A 19,731-nucleotide genomic window follows, 5' to 3' on the forward strand; every position below is an offset into this window, starting at 1 on the left:
CCCTGAGTGAGGACATATCGCCATGCGCGGCTGCCCAAGTGCCCTGCCAACGACGCGAGTGATGCGAACGACGGTCGTGCCCGACCCGACGGTCGGCTGAACCGATGCGTGCCGATCGCGTCTTCGCGTACGGCGCCACCGCCGGCCTCCTCGGCGACCTGCTGCTCGGCGACCCTCGCCGGGGGCATCCGGTCGCCGCGTTCGGGCGGGCCGCGGGAGCCGTGGAGCGGGTGTTGTGGCGGGACCACCGCGGGTGGGGCGCGCTGCACACCGCCGTGTGCGTGGGCGGTGCCGCAGGGCTGGCGGCGCTCGCGAGCCATTCCGTACGTTCCTCTCGTACCGCCTCCATCGCGCTGACCGCCGCCGCCACTTGGGCCGTCGTCGGGGGGACCTCCCTCGGGCGCGAGGCCCGCGCGATCGGCGACGCGCTCGCGGCCGGCGATGTCGAGGTGGCCCGGGAGCGGCTGCCCCATCTGTGCGGGCGGGATCCCCAGGCGCTGGACGCCCACGGGATCGCTCGGGCCGTCGTCGAGTCCGTCGCCGAGAACACCTCCGACGCGGTGGTGGGGGCGCTGGTGTGGGGCGCTGTGGGCGGCGTACCCGGGCTTGTCGCCTTCCGTGCCGTGAACACGCTCGACGCCATGGTCGGGCACAAGTCCCCCAAGTACCGGCGGTACGGGTGGGCTTCCGCACGCCTGGACGATGTGGCCGGGTGGCCGGGGGCCCGGCTGACCGCCGTGCTCGCGAGCGCGGCCGGAAGTGATCCGCGGGGTGCCGTACGCGCCTGGCGTGCCGACGCCCGTAAGCATCCGAGCCCCAACGCCGGGCCTGTGGAGGCCTCGTTCGCGGGGGCGCTCGGGGTGCGGCTCGGCGGGACTCTCGCGTACGGGGGGCGGGTCGAGCACCGGCCCGTACTCAACGGCACCGGGCGCGCCGTCCAAGTCGACGACATCGAGCGGGCCGTACGGCTGTCGCGGCGTGTGAGCTGGCTCGCCCTCGGCGTGAGTGCCGCCGGGCGACTGCTCTCCCAGAGACTTCTCGCGAAGGGGCGTACCTCATGAGTGGCGGAGCGAGCGGCGGAACGGGCGGCGGACTCCTCGTCGCCGGGACCACCTCCGACGCCGGCAAGAGCGTCGTCACCGCCGGGATCTGCCGGTGGCTGGTGCGGCAGGGCGTCAAGGTCGCGCCCTTCAAGGCGCAGAACATGTCGCTGAACTCGTTCGTGACGCGCGAGGGCGCCGAGATCGGGCGCGCGCAGGCCATGCAGGCGCAGGCCGCGCGCGTCGAGCCCACCGCGCTGATGAATCCCGTGCTGCTCAAGCCGGGGAGCGACCGCAGCAGTCAGGTCGTCCTCATGGGCAAGCCCGTGGGTGAGATGACCGCGCGCGGCTATCACGGCGGGCGCCAGGAGGCCCTTCTGGGGACCGTGCTGGACTGCCTCGCCGAGTTGCGGGGCACGTATGACGCGGTGATCTGTGAGGGGGCCGGGAGTCCTGCCGAGATCAATCTGCGGCGGACGGACATCGTGAACATGGGGATCGCGCGCAACGCGCGGCTGCCCGTGCTCGTCGTCGGCGACATCGACCGCGGGGGCGTGTTCGCCTCGTTCTTCGGGACGGTCGCGCTGCTGTCGCGCGAGGACCAGGAGTTCGTCGCCGGGTTCCTCGTCAACAAGTTCAGGGGGGATGTCTCCCTGCTGGAGCCGGGGCTCGACATGCTCCACGGTCTCACCGGGCGGCGCTCCTACGGCGTCCTCCCCTTCCAGCACGGTCTCGGCATCGACGAGGAGGACGGGCTGCGCGTCTCGCTGCGGGGTGCCGTGCGGGAGTCCGTCGTGGCGGAACCCGTCGGCGCGGACGTCCTGCGGGTCGCCGTCTGCGCGGTCCCCCTGATGTCCAACTTCACGGACGTGGACGCGCTGGCCGCCGAGCCGGGTGTCGTCGTGCGGTTCGTGGACCGGGCCGAGGAGCTGGCCGACGCCGACCTCGTCGTCGTACCGGGGACCCGGGGGACGGTGAAGGCGCTGGAGTGGCTGCGGGAGCGCGGACTCGCGGACGCGATCGCACGACGGGCCGCCGAGGGGCGGCCCGTGCTGGGCATCTGCGGTGGCTTCCAGGTCCTCGGCGAGCACATCGAGGACGAGGTCGAGTCGCGCGCCGGTCAGGTCGACGGGCTCGGACTCCTCCCCGTACGCGTGCGGTTCGCGCGCGAGAAGACCCTCACCCGGCCGGTCGGCGAGGCGCTCAGCGAGTACGTCGAGGGGTACGAGATCCATCATGGTGTCGCCGACGTCAACGGCGGCGAACCCTTCTTGGACGGGTGCCGGGTCGGCGCCGTCTGGGGCACGCACTGGCACGGCTCGCTGGAGTCGGACGGGTTCCGGCGTGCCTTTCTGCGCGAGGTGGCGGCCGCCGCGGGCCGCCGTTTCGTGCCGGCCGCCGACACGTCGTTCGCGGCGCTGCGCGAGGAGCAGCTGGACCGGCTCGGCGATCTGATCGAGGAACACGCGGACACGGACGCGCTCTGGCGGCTCATCGAGTCGGGCGCGCCATCAGGACTGCCTTTCATTCCACCGGGAGCGCCCGCATGAGCACAGTGTTGTTGTTGTCGACCGCCGACACGGATCTGCTGGCGGCCCGTGCCTCCGGCGCCCCGTACCGGATCGGCAATCCGACCCGGGTGGATGTCACGGCCGAGCTGCCCGCGCTCGTCGAGGGTGCGGACATCGCCGTCGTACGGCTGCTGGGCGGCAAGCGTGCCTGGGAGGACGGGCTCGCCTTCCTCAAGGCGTCCGGCGTCCCGACCGTGCTGCTGGGCGGAGAGGCCGTCCCGGACGCCGAGTTGATGGCCGAGTCGTCGGTGCCCGCGGGTGTGGTGGCCGAGGCGCTGCGGTATCTCGTCGAGGGCGGCCCGGAGAACCTGACCGAGCTGGCCCGCTTCCTCTCCGACACCGTGCTGCTGACGGGTGAGGGCTTCGAGGAGCCGCACAAGATGGCGGAGTACGGCGTCCACGGCGAGCGCGTGCTCGTCGAGGGCCGCCCGACCGTCGGCGTGCTCTTCTACCGGGCGCACCACCTGTCCGGCAACACCGGCTTCGTCGACACGCTGTGCGACGCGATCGAGGCGCGGGGCGTCAACGCCCTTGCCGTGTACTGCGGTTCGCTGCGCGGCGCGGACGCGGGCCTGTACGAGATCCTCGGGAAGGCCGACGCGCTGGTCGCCACCGTGCTCGCGGCGGGCGGCACGCACGCCTCGCAGGCGTCGGCGGGCGGCGACGAGGAGGCCTGGGACATCGGCGCGCTCGCCGACCTCAACGTCCCTGTCCTGCAAGGGCTTTGCCTCACCTCCTCGAAGCAGGCCTGGGACGAGTCGGACGCCGCCCTCTCCCCCATGGACGCGGCGATGCAGGTCGCGATCCCGGAGTTCGACGGCCGCCTCATTACGGTCCCCTTCTCCTTCAAGGAGCAGGGCCCGGACGACGTCCCGGTCTACGTCGCCGACCCCGAGCGGGCCGCGCGCGTCGCCGGAATCGCCGTGCGGCACGCCCAGTTGAAGCACAAGCCGAACGCGGACAAGAAGCTCGCGCTCGTCTTCACCGCCTACCCGACCAAGCACTCCCGGGTCGGCAACGCCGTCGGCCTCGACACGCCCGCGTCGGCGGTACGGGTGCTCGACGCACTGCGGGACGCCGGGTACGTCGTCGAGGGGCACCCCGACAACGGCGACGAGTTGATCCACCGGCTCATCAACGCCGGTGGCCACGACGTCGAATGGCTCACCGAGGAGCAGCTCGCCGCCGCCCCCGCGCGGGTACCGCTCGCCGACTACCAGGAATGGTTCGACAAGCTCGACCCCGAGCTGCGCGACGGCATGCTGGAGGCGTGGGGCGAGCCGCCGGGCAGCCTGTACGTGGACGGCGACGACATCGTGCTCGCTTCCCTCCAGTTCGGGAACGTCGTCGTGATGATCCAGCCGCCGCGCGGCTTCGGCGAGAACCCGATCGCGATCTACCACGACCCGGACATGCCGCCGTCGCACCACTACATGGCGGCGTACCGGTGGCTGGACAACTCGTTCGGCGCGGACGCCGTCGTGCACATGGGCAAGCACGGCACGATGGAATGGCTGCCGGGCAAGGGACTCGGGCTCAGCGGCGGCTGCGCGCCCGACGCCGTGCTCGGCGAACTCCCGCTCATCTACCCCTTCATCGTCAACGACCCCGGCGAGGGCACCCAGGCCAAGCGCCGCGGTCACGCCACGGTCGTCGACCACCTCGTACCGCCGATGGCGCGCGCGGACACGTACGGCGATCTCGCGAAGCTGGAGCAGCTCCTCGACGAGTACGCGCTCGTGTCGGACCTCGACCCGACGAAGGCCCCGGCCGTACGGGCGCAGATCTGGACGCTGGTCAAGGCGGCCGAGCTGCACCACGACCTGCATGTCGACGAGCAGCCGGACGACGGCGAGTTCGACTCGTTCGTCATGCACATCGACGGCTATCTGTGCGAGATCAAGGACGTGCAGATCCGCGACGGCCTGCACATTCTCGGCGGCGGCCCGGAGGCCGAGCCGCGTGTGAACCTCGTGCTGGCCGTGCTGCGGGCCTCGCAGGTGTGGGGCGGCGCCGCGAACGCGCTGCCGGGTCTGCGGGCCTGCCTCGCCGAGTACTTCGGCCTGGTCGAGAAGGAGCTGCTGGCCGAGCCCGGCGCGCCGGTGAAGGCGCCGGTGGAGCTGACGGACCTCGTCGAGGGCCCTGCCCGTACGGCGGCCGACGCGATCGACCTCCTTGAGCAGCTGTGCCGCCGGGTCGCGGAGGGCATGGAGGAGCGCGGCTGGGAGGCCGCGGCCGTTCCCGCTCTCGTACGAGAGGTCCTCGGCGTCGAACTCCCGGACGCCGTCGCGGTGTTGGAGTTCGCCTGCCGCGAGGTCGTACCGCGCCTCGCCCGTACGACGGACGAGATCACCCACATCCTCAAGGCACTTGACGGCGGTTACGTCCCGGCGGGCCCGTCCGGTTCGCCGACCCGCGGGCTGGTGAACGTGCTCCCGACCGGGCGCAACTTCTACTCCGTCGACCCCAAGGCCATTCCGTCCAGACTGAGTTGGGAGGTCGGGCAGTCGCTCGCCGACTCGCTCGTCCAGCGGTACCTCCAGGACACCGGCGAGTACCCGACGTCCGTCGGGCTGACGGTCTGGGGTACGTCCGCCATGCGCACCCAGGGCGACGACATCGCCGAGATCCTCGCGCTGCTCGGCTGCCGTCCGGTCTGGGACGACGCCTCGCGCCGCGTGACCGGTTTCGAGGTGGTGCCGCTCGCCGAGCTGGGCCGGCCGCGCATCGACGTCACCGTCCGGATCTCCGGCTTCTTCCGGGACGCGTTCCCGCATGTGGTCGGGCTCCTCGACGACGCGGTGCGGGCCGTGGCCGAACTGGACGAGCCCGCCGATCAGAACTACGTGCGCAAGCACGCCGACGAGGACACCGCCGAGCACGGCGACCGGCGGCGCGCGACGGCCCGTATCTTCGGCTCCAAGCCGGGCGCGTACGGCGCCGGTCTGCTGCCGCTCATCGACGCCCGCAACTGGCGCTCCGACGCCGACCTCGCCGAGGTGTACGCGGTGTGGGGCGGCTACGCCTACGGGCGCGGGCTCGACGGGCGGGCGGCGCGCGGCGACATGGAGACCGCGTTCAAGCGGATCGCCGTCGCCGCGAAGAACGTCGACACCCGCGAGCACGACCTCGTCGACGCCGACGACTACTTCCAGTACCACGGCGGCATGGTCGCCATGGTCCGGCATCTGACAGGCGCGAGCCCCGAGGCGTACGTCGGGGACAGCGCCGTACCGGACCAGGTCAAGACCCGCACCCTCGGCGAGGAGACACACCGCGTGTTCCGCGCCCGCGTGGTCAACCCGCGCTGGATGGCGGCCATGCGCCGGCACGGCTACAAGGGCGCCTTCGAGATGGCGGCGACCGTCGACTACCTCTTCGGGTACGACGCCACGGCGGGGGTCGTGGACGACTGGATGTACGAGAAGCTCAGCGCGGAGTACGTCTTCGACCCGGAGAACCGGGACTTCATGAAGAAGTCCAACCCGTGGGCGCTGCGCGGGATCACCGAACGTCTGCTGGAGGCCGCCGACCGGGGGCTGTGGGCCGAGCCGGACGCGGACACCCTTGAGCGGCTGCGCGCCACCTATCTGGAGCTCGAAGGCGACTTGGAGGGCGACGACCAGTGAGTACTCCGTTTCCGTTCACGGCCGTGGTCGGCCAGGACGATCTGCGGCTCGCGCTGCTGCTGAACGCCGTGTCGCCGGCCGTGGGCGGCGTGCTCGTCCGCGGCGAGAAGGGCACGGCCAAGTCCACCGCCGTACGCGCCCTTTCGGCTCTGATGCCGGCGGTGGACGTCGTCGCCGGGTGCCGTTTCTCGTGCGCACCCGCCGCGCCCGATCCGGCCTGCCCGGACGGCCCGCACGAGGTCGGCGCGGGCACCCAACGGCCCGCCCGTATGGTGGAGTTGCCCGTCGGTGCCTCCGAGGACCGGCTGGTCGGCGCGCTCGACATCGAGCGGGCGCTCGCGGAGGGCGTGAAGGCCTTCGAGCCGGGCCTGCTGGCCGACGCGCACCGCGGGATCCTGTACGTCGACGAGGTCAATCTTCTCCATGACCATCTCGTCGACCTGCTGCTGGACGCCGCTGCGATGGGCGCCTCGTACGTCGAGCGCGAGGGCGTCTCCGTACGGCATGCGGCCCGTTTCCTGCTCGTCGGGACCATGAACCCTGAGGAGGGTGAGCTCAGGCCTCAGCTCCTCGACCGGTTCGGGCTGACCGTCGAGGTCGCGGCCTCGCGGGAGCCCGATCAGCGGGTGGAGGTCGTACGGCGGCGGCTCGCGTACGACGACGATCCGGACGGTTTCGCCGTGCGGTGGGCGGATGAGGAGTCCGCCGTACGGGCGCGGATCGTGGCGGCGCGGGAGCTGTTGCCGTCCGTGCTGCTCGGCGACGGGGCGCTGCGGCAGATCGCGGCGACCTGCGCGGCCTTCGAGGTCGACGGTATGCGGGCCGACATCGTCATGGCCCGGACCGCGACCGCGCTGGCCGCCTGGGCGGGGCGGACCGAGGTGCTCGCCGAGGACGTACGGCAGGCGGCGCTGCTCGCGCTGCCGCACCGGCGGCGGCGCAACCCCTTCGACGCGCCGGGACTCGACGAGGACAAGCTCGACGAGACGCTGGAGGAGTTCGGCGGGCAGGGCGGGGACCAGGACGACGATCCGGATCCGGACGGGCCCGGCGGGGGCGGGCAGCCGCCGCAGGACGGGCCGGAGGGGGACTCCCCCGCCGGTGACGTTCCTGCGCAGGGCGAGCCCTCGGACGACGGGCAGGCACCGGCCGCGCGGGGTGGCGGCGAGCAGTCCCCCGTACGGGCCGGTGAACCCTTTCGCGCGAAGGTGCTGAGCGTGCCCGGGCTCGGCGAGGGTGCGGCCGGGCGGCGTTCGCGGGCGCGGACCGAGCACGGGCGGACCACCGGTTCGCGGCGGCCCCAGGGGGCGCTCACCAAGCTGCACCTGGCGGCGACCGTGCAGGCGGCGGCGCCGCATCAGCGAGCGCGTGGCCGGTCGGGGCGCGGTCTCGTCGTACGGCGGGACGATCTGCGGCAGGCGACGCGCGAGGGGCGTGAGGGCAACCTCGTGCTGTTCGTCGTGGACGCCTCCGGGTCGATGGCGGCGCGGCAGCGGATGAGTGCCGTGAAGGGTGCGGTGCTGTCGCTGCTGCTCGACGCGTATCAGCGGCGGGACAAGGTGGGGCTGGTGACCTTCCGGGGATCGGCCGCCGAGGTCGCGCTGCCGCCCACCTCTTCGGTGGACGCGGCGGCGGCCCGGCTGGAGTCGCTGCCCACGGGCGGGCGGACGCCGCTCGCGGCGGGGCTGCTGCGGGCGCACGATGTGCTGCGGGTCGAGCGGCTGCGGGACGCGGCGCGGCGGCCGTTGGTGGTCGTCGTGACCGACGGGCGGGCGACGGGCGGGCCGGAGCCGGTGGCGCTCGCGGGGCGTGCGGCGCGGCTGTTCGCGGCCGACGGGGTCGCGTCGGTGGTCGTCGACTGTGAGGCGGGGCCTGTGCGGCTCGGGCTCGCGGGGCAGCTCGCGGGTGAACTGGGCGGCACCGCGGTGACGCTGGAGGAGCTGCGGGCCGATTCCATCGCCGGTCTTGTCAGGGATGTGCAGGGGACTTCGAGGAGGGCCGCGTAATGCCGCAGGGGCAGCCGAGTGTCGTACCGGAGGACGGACTGACGACGCGTCAGCGTCGGAATCGTCCCCTTGTCGTGGTGCATACGGGGATCGGGAAGGGCAAGTCGACGGCCGCGTTCGGGCTGGCGCTGCGGGCCTGGAATCAGGGGTGGCCCATCGGGGTGTTCCAGTTCGTCAAGTCGGCGAAGTGGAAGGTCGGGGAGGAGAACGCGCTGCGCGTGCTCGGTGCCTCCGGCGAGGGCGGGTCCGTCGACTGGCACAAGATGGGCGAGGGCTGGTCCTGGGTGCAGCGCGACTCCCAGATGGACAACGAGGAGAAGGCCCGCGAGGGCTGGGAACAGGTCAAGCGGGACCTCGCCGCCGAGACGTACAAGCTGTATGTCCTGGACGAGTTCGCGTACCCCATGCACTGGGGGTGGGTGGATGTCGACGAGGTGGTGGCGGTGCTGCGGGACCGGCCCGGGACTCAGCATGTCGTGATCACCGGGCGCAACGCTCCCGAGAAGCTGGTCGAGTTCGCCGATCTCGTGACCGACATGTCCAAGGTCAAGCACCCGATGGACGCCGGCCAGAAGGGCCAGAGGGGTATCGAGTGGTGATGTCCGTCCCTCGGCTGGTCATCGCCGCGCCCTCCTCGGGCAGCGGCAAGACCACCGTTGCCACGGGGCTGATGGCGGCCTTCGCCTCGCGGGGGCTTGCCGTGTCCCCGCACAAGGTGGGGCCCGACTACATCGATCCCGGGTATCACGCGCTCGCGACCGGGCGCGTGGGACGGAATCTCGACGCCTATCTGTGCGGGGCGGAGCTGATCTCGCCGCTGTTCGCGCACGGTGCGCGGGGGTGCGATCTCGCTCTGGTCGAGGGCGTGATGGGGCTGTTCGACGGGGCCGCGGGGCAGGGGGAGCTGGCCTCCACGGCCCATGTCGCGAAGCTGCTCCGGGCGCCGGTGGTGCTGGTCGTCGACGCGTCGTCGCAGTCCCGGTCGGTGGCCGCGCTGGTGCACGGGTTCGCTTCCTGGGATCCCGGGGTGCGGGTCGCCGGGGTGATCCTCAACAAGGTCGGCTCCGAGCGGCATGAGCGGATGCTGCGGGAGGCTCTCGACGAGTCGGGGGTGCCCGTTCTCGGGGTGCTCCGGCGTGCCGCGCAGGTGGACACGCCGTCTCGGCACCTGGGGCTGGTGCCGGTCGCCGAGCGGCGCGCGGAGGCCGTGGAGGCCGTGGCCGCGCTCGCCGAGCAGGTGCGGCGAGGGTGCGACCTGGATGCGCTGCTGGCGCTGGCGCGCAGCGCGCCCGCACTGCCGGAGGATCCGTGGGAGCCGCCGTCCGGCGCCACGGGAGAACGCCCGGTCGTCGCCGTGGCCGGTGGCGCCGCCTTCACCTTCTCCTACGCCGAGCATGCCGAGCTCCTGGCCGCGGCCGGAGCCGAGGTCGTCCCCTTCGACCCGCTGCGCGATGAGCAACTGCCGGACGGTACGGCCGGGTTGGTCATCGGGGGCGGATTCCCCGAGGTGTACGCACCCGAGCTGTCCGCCAACGAGCCGCTGAGGAAGGCCGTCGCCGAACTCGCGCTCGGTGGCGCGCCCGTGGCCGCCGAGTGCGCCGGGCTGCTGTATCTCTCCCGCGAGCTCGACGGGCAGCCCATGTGCGGGGTGCTCGACGCCACCGCCCGGATGAGCGAACGGCTCACCCTGGGCTACCGGGACGCCGTGGCCGTCAGCGACAGTGTGCTCGCCGGCGTCGGGACCCGGATGCGCGGGCACGAGTTTCACCGGACCGTGGTCGAGCCGGGCGCCGGGGCGGCTCCCGCCTGGGGTGTGCACGCCCCTGAGCGGCGGGTCGAAGGTTTCGTACAACAAGGTGTGCACGCGAGTTATCTGCACACGCACTGGGCAGCCGAGCCCGGTGTCGCCCGTCGGTTCGTGGAGAGGTGCCTGACGTCATGAGCAGCAAGCTGATCGGAGTCGGGGTCGGGCCCGGTGACCCGGAGCTGGTGACCGTCAAGGGCGTCAACGCTCTGCGGACCGCCGAGGTCGTCGTCGTACCCGTGATGGACACCCTGGAGCGTGGGCGGGCGGAAGCGACCGTGCTGCACTACGTGCCCGAGGAGAAGGTCGTCCGGGTCGTGTTCGCGCTCAACGAGCGGTCCGACCGGGGGCGCCGCGAGGCCGCCTGGGACGCCGCCGGCGCGCGGGTCGCGGAGCTGCTCAAGAAGCACGCGGTCGTCGCGTTCGCCACCATCGGCGACCCCAATGTGTACTCGACCTTCACCTATCTCGCGCACACCATCGGCGAGCTCGTACCGGGTACGAGGATCGAGACTGTGCCCGGCATCACCGCCATGCAGGATCTCGCCGCCCGGTCGGGGGCCGTGCTCACGGAGGGGACCGAGCCGCTCACCCTGGTGCCGGTGACCGCCGGGGCCGAGGTGCTCAAGGACGCCCTGAACGGGCCCGGCACGGTCGTCGCGTACAAGTTCGGGCGGCAGGCGCAGGAGGTCGCGGAGGCGCTGCGCGAGACCGGGCGGATCGACGACGCCGTGTGGGGGTCCGCGCTCGGGCTGGAGGAGGAGTCGATCCGGCCCGCGGGCGAGCTCGACGGTGGACCGCTGCCGTATCTCTCCACGCTCATCGCGCCCGCCCGGCGCGACGGTCGGCGTGGCGGGAAACTGTGAGCGGTCCGGGCGGCGGGTCAGTTCGCGATGCCCACCACCAGCCAGATGAAGCCCACGCCCGCGACCGTGCACAGCAGGGTCGAGCGCGCCGGGTGCATGTGGTGTGCCTCGGGGAGGATCTCGGCGGCGGCGAGGTAGAGGAGTACGCCGCCGAAGAGGCCGAGATAGCCGCCGAGCAGCTCCTCCGGGATGGTCACGAAGAGCGTGGAGGCGGCGCCGACCACCGGGGCCACCGCGTCCGCGAACAGCATCGTGATCGCCTTGCGGCGCTCGTTCCCGTACAGGCTCGTGATCGTGTACGTGTTGAAGCCGTCCGCGAAGTCGTGGGCGATCACCGCGAGGGCGACCGCCAGGCCCATGCCGCCGCCCACCTGGAAGGCGGCGCCGATCGCGACGCCGTCCATCGCGCTGTGGCCGACCATCGCGGAGGCCGCCGTCAGGCCCACCTCGGGCGCGCGTCCGCCGTTCTCCTCGCCTCCGTGCGCGGCCTGACGGTGGGCCAGCAGGCGCTCCACCAAGTGGGCCAGCAGGAACCCGGCGACGAACAGCAGCAGGGCGGCCGGTACGCCGAAGACCTCGTTGCCCGCGGCGTTCAGCGCCTCCGGCAGCAGGTCCAGGCCGACCACGCCGAGCATCAGGCCGCCGGCCAGGCCCAGCACCAGGTGGCGGCGGTCGGTCACCCGTTGTGCCGTCCAGCCGCCGGCCAGCGTCATCAGGAACGCGCCGAGCGCGACGAGGACCGCCATACGCCCTTGCTATCCGATCAAGGCCTGTTCGCGCATGTCCAACGGCCATATAGCCACTGATCTTTTCGCAGCACCCGAGTTTTTCGTAGGAGAGGACCGATTCCCATGGCCGATGCCCCCACCGGCAAGGTGACCATCGTCGGGGCAGGGCCCGGCGCCGCCGACCTGCTGACGTTCCGCGCCGCGCGCGCCATCGCCGAGGCCGACGTCGTGATCTGGGCGGCCAGCCTGGTGCAGGCCGAGGTCCTCGACCACGCGCGCGAGGGCGCGGAGATCCTGGATTCCGCGACGATGTCCCTGGAGGACGTCGTCGCCGTGTACGAGCGGGCCGCGGCGGAAGGGCTGAAGGTGGCCCGGATCCACTCCGGCGATCCGGCCCTGTGGGGCGGTACGCAGGAGCAGCTCGACCGGTGTGCGGACATCGGCGTCGAGACCGAGATCATTCCCGGTGTCTCGTCCTTCTCCGCCGTGGCCGCGCTCGCGCAGCGCGAGCTGACGATTCCCGAGGTCGCGCAGTCCGTGATCCTCACCCGGCTCGGCGGCGGCAAGACGCCGATGCCGCCCGGGGAGGAGGTGCGGGAGTTCGCGCGGCACGGAACGACCATGGCGCTGTTCCTGTCCGCCGCCCGCAGCGGTCAGCTCGTACGGGAGCTCCTTGAGGGCGGCTATCCGACGTCCACTCCGGTCGTGGTCGCCTACCAGGCGACCTGGCCGGAGGAGCTGATCGTGAAGTGCACGATCGAGACGCTGGAGGAGACCGTCAAGGAGCACAAGCTCTGGAAGCACACCCTGTTCCTGGTCGGCCCGGCGCTCGACGCGAGCGGCACCCGCTCGCACCTCTACCACCCCGGTCACTTCCACGGCTTCCGCAAGGCCGACCCGCGGGCCCGCGCGGAGCTGCGCGCTGCGCGCAAGGGCAGTACGTCGTGATCGTCGTGGTCGGTACGGGGACGGGGGCGCCGTTGCCTCCGGACGCCGAGGCCCAACTCGCCGACGCCGGGCTCGTCGTGGGCGCCCGGCGGCATCTGGCGGCGGCGCGGCTGCCGGAGGGCGCCGAACGCATCGTCCTGGGGCCGCTGGCACCCGCCCTGGAAGCGATCGAACAGTATCTGGAGAAGCCGGACGGCCGCGTCGTCGTCCTCGCCTCCGGCGACCCCGGTTTCTTCGGGATCGTCCGGGCGCTGGCCGAGCGGTTCGGGGCGGAGCGGCTGGACGTCCGCCCCGGTGTCTCGTCCGTCGCCACCGCCTTCGCGCGGCTCGGACTGCCCTGGGACGACGCGGTGGTCGTGAGCGCGCACGGGCGTGACCTGCGCACCGCGCTGAACGTCTGCCGCTCGCACCCGAAGGTGGCCGTGCTCACCGGTCCCGGCTCCGGGCCCGCCGAGCTGGGCGCCGCCCTCGCGTACCGCTCCGGCGATCGCGTCCTCGTCGTGGCGAGCGCCCTGGGCGACCCCGGCCATGAGCGCGTGGAGCGGGTCACGCCCGCCGAGGCCGCGGTCCGTGACTGGGGTACGGCGGTGAGCGTCGTCCTGTGCCTGGACGAGTCACGTGCCCTCGCCCCCCTACGGACCGTCGCCGGACCGCCGTCCGGGCCTTCCCGATGGGCCCTGGACGAGAGCGAGTTCACCCACCGCGACTCAATGATCAGCAAGTTCGAGGTACGGGCGCTCGCGCTGGCCCGCTTGGGGCCACGCCTCGGCGAGCTGATCTGGGACGTCGGCGCGGGCTCCGGGTCCGTCGCCGTCGAGTGCGCGCGGTTCGGCGCCGCCGTCACAGCGGTCGAGAAGACGCGGGACGGGGTCGAGCGGATCCGTGCCAACGCCGAGGCGCACGGCGTGGACGTACGGGTCGTGCATGGGGCCGCGCCCACGGTGCTGTCCGATCTGGACGATCCGGACGCGGTCTTCATCGGCGGCGGCGGGCGCGAACTGCCCGCCATCGTCACGGTCTGCGCGCGGCGCGCCCGGCGTGCCGTCGTGGTCGCCATGGCCGCGCTCGACCGGGTGCCCGCTGCCCGGGAGGCGCTCACCGGCGCCGGGTTCGACTGCGACGGCGTGCTGCTGCAGTCGTCCCGGCTCGCGCCGCTGCCGGGTGGCGTCAGCCGGCTGTCGGCCACCAATCCCGTTTTTCTGCTGTGGGGCGTCCGGCCTCCGGCCCGTACCGAAGGAGTCCCCCAGTGATCGGCCTGATTTCCGCCACGGCGGCGGGGGCGGTGGCCCGCGACCGGCTGGCCACGGCCTGGCCCACACGTGTCCGTGTGTACGACGGGCCCGTCGGGGACGCCGTGCGGGCCGCGTTCGCGGAGTGCGACCAGCTGGTGTGCTTCCTTGCCACGGGGGCGGTCGTACGGCTCGTCGCCCCGCTGCTGGGCGACAAGACCTCCGACCCGGGCGTTGTGTGCGTCGACGAGGCGGGGCGATTCGCCGTGTCCCTCGTCGGGGGGCATGGAGGCGGGGCGAATGAACTCGCCCGCGAGGTCGGCGAGCTGCTCGGCGCCGAGCCTGTGGTGACGACGGCGACGGACTCCGTCGGGGTGCCGGGGCTGGATACGCTCGGGCTTCCGGTGGAGGGTGATGTCGCCGGTGTCTCCAGGGCCATGCTGGACGGGGAACCCGTGGTGCTGGAGGCGGAGTTGAGCTGGCCTCTGCCCGCGTTGCCGTCGAACGTGGGGCGCCCGGCGCAGCAAGGCGGAACCGCCGTCCTTCGTGTCTCCGACCGCGCCCATGTCCCCGCCGACCGCGAAGTGGTCCTGCGGCCGCCCTCCCTCGTCGTCGGTGTCGGCGCCTCCAAGGGCGCTCCCGTCGACGAGATCCTCGGCCTTGTCGAAGGCACCCTCCGTGACGCCGGGCTGTCCGTGAAGTCCGTCGCCGAGCTCGCCACCGTCGACGCGAAGGCCGACGAGCCCGGCATCGTCGGGGCCGCGGAGCACCTCGGGGTGCCCGTAGTGACGTACACCGCCGAGGAGTTGGCGACAGTGGAGGTGCCGAACCCCTCGGACGCGCCGCTCGCCGCCGTCGGTACGCCCTCCGTCGCGGAGGCCGCCGCGCTCGTACGCGGGGGTGAACTGCTCGTCCCCAAGCGGAAGTCGGAGCGCGCGGACGGTCTGCCCGCGATGGCCACCTGTGCCGTCGTGCGTCGCGTGGCGCGCGGGCGGCTCGCGGTGATCGGGCTCGGGCCCGGCGCCCGTGACCTGCTCACACCGCGCGCGAAGGACGAGCTGCGGCGGGCGTCCGTACTCGTGGGGCTCGACCAGTACGTCGACCAGATCCGCGATCTGCTGCGGCCCGGCACCCGGATCCTGGAGTCGGGGCTCGGTGCCGAGGAGGAGCGGGCGCGGACGGCGGTGGCGGAGGCCCGGCGCGGGCAGGCCGTCGCGCTGATCGGCAGCGGCGACGCGGGCGTGTACGCGATGGCGTCGCCCGCGCTGGCCGAGGCGTCCGACGACATCGACGTGGTCGGGGTGCCGGGCGTGACCGCCGCGCTCGCGGCCGGAGCGATCCTGGGCGCGCCGCTCGGCCACGACCATGTGTCGATCAGCCTCTCCGATCTCCACACTCCCTGGGAGGTCATCGAGCGCCGGGTACGGGCGGCGGCGGAGGCCGACATCGTGGTGACGTTCTACAACCCCCGCAGCCGGGGACGCGACTGGCAGCTTCCGAAGGCCCTCTCGATCCTCGCCGGGCACCGGGAGCCGACGACGCCGGTGGGTGTCGTACGCAACGCCTCCCGGCCGGACGAGTCGAGCCGGGTGACGACGCTGGGGTCCCTGGATCCGGCGATCGTCGACATGATGACGGTCGTGACCGTGGGCAACACGGCGACCCGTGAGATCGCCGGGCGCATGGTGACGCCGCGCGGCTACCGCTGGCAGGAGGAGCCCAAGTGAGCCGAGTGAGCCAGGTGTTCCCGGAGAGCCGGGTCGTGCACCCCATCGAGCAGGAGTCCTTCCGGCGGCTGCGCGCCCGCCTGGACACCTCGCACTTCGCACCGCTGACGCGCGCGGTGGTGGAGCGGGTCATCCACTCCGCCGCCGACCTCGACTACGCGAGCGACCTCGTCACGGACGAGGGCGCCCTGGAGAAGGCGCATGCCGCGCTGCACGCCGGGGCGCCGGTCGTGGTGGACGTGGAGATGGTCGCGGCGGGCATCACGCGCCGCGACACCGTCTGCCGGCTGAAGGACGCCAAGTCCGGCCCGGGGCTCACCCGTTCGGCGCACGCGATCCGGCTCGCGTACGAGGAGGTCGGCCCGGGGGCCCTCTGGGTGATCGGCTGCGCGCCGACCGCCCTGGAGGAGCTGCTGACGCTGGACGCCTCGCCGGCGCTCGTCATCGGTCTGCCCGTCGGTTTCGTCGGCGCGGCCGAGTCGAAGGCCGCGCTCCGCGAAAGCGGGCTGCCCGCGGTCAGCAACGTGTCCGAGAAGGGCGGTTCGGCGGTCGCCGCCGCCGCGCTCAACGCCCTTCTGTACCACCCCGTTTCACAGGCCGCCAAGGCTTCACCGTCCGTCAAGGAGAAATCGTGACCACCCCTGCCCCCGCCCTGCTCATCGCCGGACACGGCACCCGGGACGAGGCCGGAGCCGAGGCCTTCCGCGACTTCGTACGGGAGTTGGGGCGCCGTCACCCCGAACTGCCCGTCGCCGGCGGGTTCATCGAGCTGTCGCCGCCGCCGCTGGGTGACGCCGTGGCCGAGCTGGTCGAGCAGGGGGTACGGCGTTTCGCCGCCGTGCCGCTGATGCTGGTGTCCGCCGGACACGCCAAGGGGGACATCCCGGCGGCGCTGGCCCGTGAGAAGGAGCGGCACCCGGGGATCTCGTACACCTACGGGCGTCCGCTGGGCCCGCACCCGTCGCTGCTGGCCGTCCTGGAACGGCGGCTCGACGAGGCCCTCGGCGGTACGGTCCGTACGCCCGAGGACCGGGCCGACGTGACCGTGCTGCTCGTCGGCCGCGGCTCCACCGACCCGGACGCCAACGCCGAGGTGCACAAGGCGGCGCGGCTGCTGTGGGAGGGCCGGGGGTACGCGGGTGTCGAGACGGCGTTCGTGTCGCTGGCGGCGCCGGACGTGCCGTCGGGCCTTGACCGCTGTGTGAAGCTGGGCGCCCGCCGGATCGTCGTCCTCCCGTACTTCCTCTTCACCGGGATCCTCCCCGACCGGGTACGGCAGCAGACCGAGGGCTGGGCGGCCGCGCACCCGGACGTCGAGGTGCGGTCGGCCGACGTGATCGGTCCGGAGCCGGAGCTGCTCGACCTCGTCATGGAGCGCTACCGGGAGGCCATCAAGGGCGACGTCCGGATGAACTGCGACTCCTGCGTCTACCGGATCGCCCTGCCCGGCTTCGAGGACAAGGTGGGGCTCCCCCAGCAGCCGCACTTCCACCCGGACGACGACGGTCACCACCACCACGGACACCACGGTGGTCACTCGCACTCGCACTCTCACTCGCATGCGAACTGAGGGGGAGGGCGGGGGCGCCGTGCAGGACGGAAGAGCGGGCGAGGGCGTCGCGCACGATTTGCGGCACCACGGCGACGCCGAGGTGCGCGACGACGGCTCGGCGCTCACCGATCTCGCCGTGAACGTCCGTGCGGACACGCCTCCTGCGTGGTTGCGTGAGCGGATCGCCGCGTCGCTGACCGGGCTCGGGCTCGCGTCCTACCCGGACGGGCGGGCCGCACGGGCCGCGGTCGCCGCGCGACACGGGCTGCCGGTGGAGCGGGTGCTGCTCACGGCCGGCGCCGCCGAGGCCTTCGTGCTGCTGGCGCGCGCCCTGAAGGTGCGTCAGCCGGTCGTCGTGCACCCGCAGTTCACGGAGCCGGAGGCGGCGTTGCGGGACGCCGGGCACACGGTCGACCGTGTGCTGCTGCGCGAGGAGGACGGTTTCCGGCTGAACCTCGCGGCCGTCCCCGAGGACGCGGATCTCGTCGTGATCGGCAATCCGACCAATCCGACGTCGGTGCTGCACCCGGCCGCGTCGATCGCCGAACTCGCCCGTCCCGGGCGGGTGTTGGTGGTCGACGAGGCGTTCATGGACGCGGTGCCGGGTGAGCGGGAGGCGCTCGCCGGCCGGACGGACGTGCCCGGCCTCGTCGTCCTGCGCAGCCTCACGAAGACGTGGGGGCTGGCTGGGCTCCGCATCGGCTACGTCCTCGCCGACCCCGAGACGATCACCGAGCTGGAGCGCGCGCAGCCGCTGTGGCCCGTCTCCACGCCCGCCCTCGCCGCGGCCGAGGCCTGTATGTCCTCCCAGGCGCTGGCGGAGGCCGCGCATGCCGCGCACCGGATCGCCGCCGATCGGGCGCATCTCGTGGCCGGGCTGAAGGAGTTCGAGGTGGACGGGCTGCGGGTCGTGGAACCCGCGGAGGGTCCCTTCGTCCTGATCCGCCTTCCTCACGCCGCTGCCGTACGGCGGCACCTCCGGGGCCTCGGCTTCGCCGTCCGGCGCGGGGACACGTTTCCTGGGCTCGACGAGCAGTGGCTGCGGGTGGCGGTACGGAACCGCTCGACAGTCAACCGGTTCCTCCAGGCACTGGACCGCGCGGTAACGGTGACAGCGGGCTGAAGCGGACTTCTTTCGCCCCCGCCGCCCCTACCCGTCCCATCCCCCAGGGGCTCCGCCCCTTCGACCCCGTGAGGTTGTGTGTCGAGTGCGGGTGGTGGGGGTGCGCCTAAAAGATTGCGCAGTTCCCCGCGCCCCTTTTAGGGGCGCGGGGAACTGCGCGAACGGCCCCCACCGGCCCGCAGACGACACACAACACAGCGGGTCTGGGGGCGCAGCCCCCAGGGATGGGACGGGTAGGGGCGGCGGGGGCGAAAGACGCTCCGGCGGTCAGGCCCGGCGGCGGCGCGTCAGGGCGAGCGCTCCCCCTCCCGCAGCCAGCAGGGCAACCGCCCCACCCGCGACGTACGGCGTCACAGAACTCCCCCCGGTCTCCGCGAGGCCGGCCTCCGCCGCAGCCCCCTGGGGCTTCACGTCGGTCACCGGATCCGCGGGCTGGGGAGCCGCCGGAGACTCACACGTCGCCCCGGCCAGTGTCACCGTCCCCTCGACCTCGGCCACATTCAGCTTCAACGGATTGATGGACACCTTGAGTTCGAGCGCGGACGCGGCCGCCGTACGGGAGGTGGTCTCGGTCTTGGAGAGATCGAGCCGCACCTCACCGACCCCCGGCACCGTCACCACGGTCGGCCCGCCCACCGACAGCGTCACCTTCTTGCCGAGGACAGTGACCGAGCCGAGAAGGTTCGAGCTGGCGATGGGCTTCTTCCCCGCCTCGCACGTGGCCTTCGACGTCACCTGCTCGACCTCGATGAGCGACAGCAGCGGCAGCCCGGGCACATGGACCGCCGCGTGCGCGAGACTCGTGTACCCCTCGGCCTTCCCGGCGGACACCGTGGCCTTCGCGGTGGCGACGTCCGCACGCAGCACACTGAACGGACGCCCACCGTCGACGCCGTCCAACTGGGCGGTGAGCGCGGTCTTCTGGGCGCTCCGCGGCGCCTGCACCTCATTGAGGGAGACCGCGAGCGGCACGTTCACCGTCTTGTTGAGCAGGGATACATCGAGCCCGGTGCGGAGCACGACGGCGCCGGCACGACCATGGTCGGTGGTCGCGTGAGCGGAGCCCGCGCCGGCCAGCGCCACGGGACCGGCGGCGAGGACGGTCGCCGCCGCGGTGGCGGTCAAACGGCGTGCGGGCATGGGGAAATTGTTGCTGTTCAAGGGTGGGACCCCCATAAGAGACAAGCTTGGGACCCGGCAAGAATTACGCAGCGAGAGTGAACAGTCAGCAACCTGACGCGACTTCACTCCAACGTGTGGTTTCCGTGAATGAATTCGAATATCGCGGCACGGATGTTCGCCGTAGTCACCTGTTCAACTGCCCTGACTCGAATACGCCGGTGACGCTCCGGCGTATTCGCGTGCCTGCTGGAAGATGTGCTGAAGAGTGTTTAACGAGCCTGACCCGCGGCGCGTCACGTTCCGTCAAGCCGAGCACCGCCCCCGCCGCCCGACAGGCGTCCGTGCGGCAGCGCTCCTATGCTGGTGTTACAGGGCCTCGCGGCCCA

General features: G+C 72.6%; 15 protein-coding genes. 13 read left to right on the plus strand and 2 right to left on the minus strand.

Annotated features, from left to right (window positions below; genetic code table 11):
- Nucleotides 1-104: 104 nt before the first annotated feature.
- Genes OG975_RS11065 through cobI form a run of 7 tightly spaced genes read left to right on the plus strand, consistent with a single transcriptional unit; the run spans nt 105 to nt 10,916 of the window.
- Nucleotides 105-1,061, plus strand: a complete 957-nt coding sequence (locus OG975_RS11065; RefSeq protein ID WP_406328951.1) for a cobalamin biosynthesis protein — start codon at nt 105-107, stop codon at nt 1,059-1,061.
- Nucleotides 1,058-2,590, plus strand: a complete 1,533-nt coding sequence (locus tag OG975_RS11070) for a cobyric acid synthase (RefSeq protein ID WP_406328952.1) — start codon at nt 1,058-1,060, stop codon at nt 2,588-2,590. The genes OG975_RS11065 and OG975_RS11070 overlap by 4 nt, the downstream gene beginning before the upstream one ends.
- Complete coding sequence (gene cobN, locus OG975_RS11075; RefSeq protein ID WP_406328953.1) at nt 2,587-6,240, plus strand: cobaltochelatase subunit CobN; 3,654 nt, start codon at nt 2,587-2,589, stop codon at nt 6,238-6,240. The genes OG975_RS11070 and cobN overlap by 4 nt, the downstream gene beginning before the upstream one ends.
- Entirely contained in the window at nt 6,237-8,246 is a 2,010-nt protein-coding gene (locus OG975_RS11080) for a putative cobaltochelatase (protein ID WP_406328954.1), read from the plus strand. Before cobN ends, OG975_RS11080 begins: the two co-directional genes overlap by 4 nt.
- On the plus strand, nt 8,246-8,845 hold the full coding sequence (gene cobO / locus OG975_RS11085; RefSeq protein ID WP_054232271.1) for a cob(I)yrinic acid a,c-diamide adenosyltransferase: 600 nt from the start codon (nt 8,246-8,248) through the stop codon (nt 8,843-8,845). Before OG975_RS11080 ends, cobO begins: the two co-directional genes overlap by 1 nt.
- Entirely contained in the window at nt 8,842-10,188 is a 1,347-nt protein-coding gene (locus OG975_RS11090) for a cobyrinate a,c-diamide synthase (protein ID WP_406328955.1), read from the plus strand. The genes cobO and OG975_RS11090 overlap by 4 nt, the downstream gene beginning before the upstream one ends.
- Nucleotides 10,185-10,916 (plus strand): precorrin-2 C(20)-methyltransferase, encoded by a 732-nt coding sequence (cobI, locus tag OG975_RS11095; RefSeq protein WP_406328956.1) that lies wholly within the window; start codon nt 10,185-10,187, stop codon nt 10,914-10,916. Before OG975_RS11090 ends, cobI begins: the two co-directional genes overlap by 4 nt.
- Nucleotides 10,917-10,933: 17 nt before the next feature.
- On the opposite strand, the gene OG975_RS11100 is transcribed toward cobI, so the two are convergent.
- A complete protein-coding gene (locus tag OG975_RS11100) occupies nt 10,934-11,662 on the minus strand; it encodes a ZIP family metal transporter (protein ID WP_406328957.1) in 729 nt (242 codons plus the stop codon).
- Between the two features lie 105 nt (nt 11,663-11,767).
- Here OG975_RS11100 and cobM point away from each other — a divergent pair, with 105 nt between their 5' ends.
- From cobM to cobC, 6 genes are read left to right on the plus strand one after another with little or no spacing between them, the layout of a single operon-like run.
- Nucleotides 11,768-12,592, plus strand: coding sequence for a precorrin-4 C(11)-methyltransferase (gene cobM, locus OG975_RS11105; protein ID WP_406328958.1), 825 nt, complete (start codon nt 11,768-11,770; stop codon nt 12,590-12,592).
- Nucleotides 12,589-13,842 (plus strand): precorrin-6y C5,15-methyltransferase (decarboxylating) subunit CbiE, encoded by a 1,254-nt coding sequence (gene cbiE / locus OG975_RS11110; RefSeq protein WP_406328959.1) that lies wholly within the window; start codon nt 12,589-12,591, stop codon nt 13,840-13,842. The genes cobM and cbiE overlap by 4 nt, the downstream gene beginning before the upstream one ends.
- On the plus strand, nt 13,839-15,548 hold the full coding sequence (gene cobJ / locus OG975_RS11115; protein ID WP_406328960.1) for a precorrin-3B C(17)-methyltransferase: 1,710 nt from the start codon (nt 13,839-13,841) through the stop codon (nt 15,546-15,548). The genes cbiE and cobJ overlap by 4 nt, the downstream gene beginning before the upstream one ends.
- Before the next feature lie 5 nt (nt 15,549-15,553).
- Entirely contained in the window at nt 15,554-16,183 is a 630-nt protein-coding gene (locus tag OG975_RS11120; protein ID WP_406336236.1) for a precorrin-8X methylmutase, read from the plus strand.
- Entirely contained in the window at nt 16,180-17,118 is a 939-nt protein-coding gene (locus OG975_RS11125; protein WP_406328961.1) for a sirohydrochlorin chelatase, read from the plus strand. The genes OG975_RS11120 and OG975_RS11125 overlap by 4 nt, the downstream gene beginning before the upstream one ends.
- Entirely contained in the window at nt 17,108-18,223 is a 1,116-nt protein-coding gene (cobC, locus tag OG975_RS11130; protein ID WP_406328962.1) for an Rv2231c family pyridoxal phosphate-dependent protein CobC, read from the plus strand. The genes OG975_RS11125 and cobC overlap by 11 nt, the downstream gene beginning before the upstream one ends.
- A gap of 267 nt (nt 18,224-18,490) precedes the next feature.
- Here cobC and OG975_RS11135 read toward each other — a convergent pair whose 3' ends face one another.
- Entirely contained in the window at nt 18,491-19,384 is an 894-nt protein-coding gene (locus OG975_RS11135) for an SCO1860 family LAETG-anchored protein (RefSeq protein ID WP_406328963.1), read from the minus strand.
- Between the last annotated feature and the right edge of the window lie 347 nt (nt 19,385-19,731).

Origin of the sequence: Streptomyces sp. NBC_00203 (assembly GCF_045206325.1) — a bacterium.
Lineage (GTDB): Bacteria > Actinomycetota > Actinomycetes > Streptomycetales > Streptomycetaceae > Streptomyces > Streptomyces lutosisoli.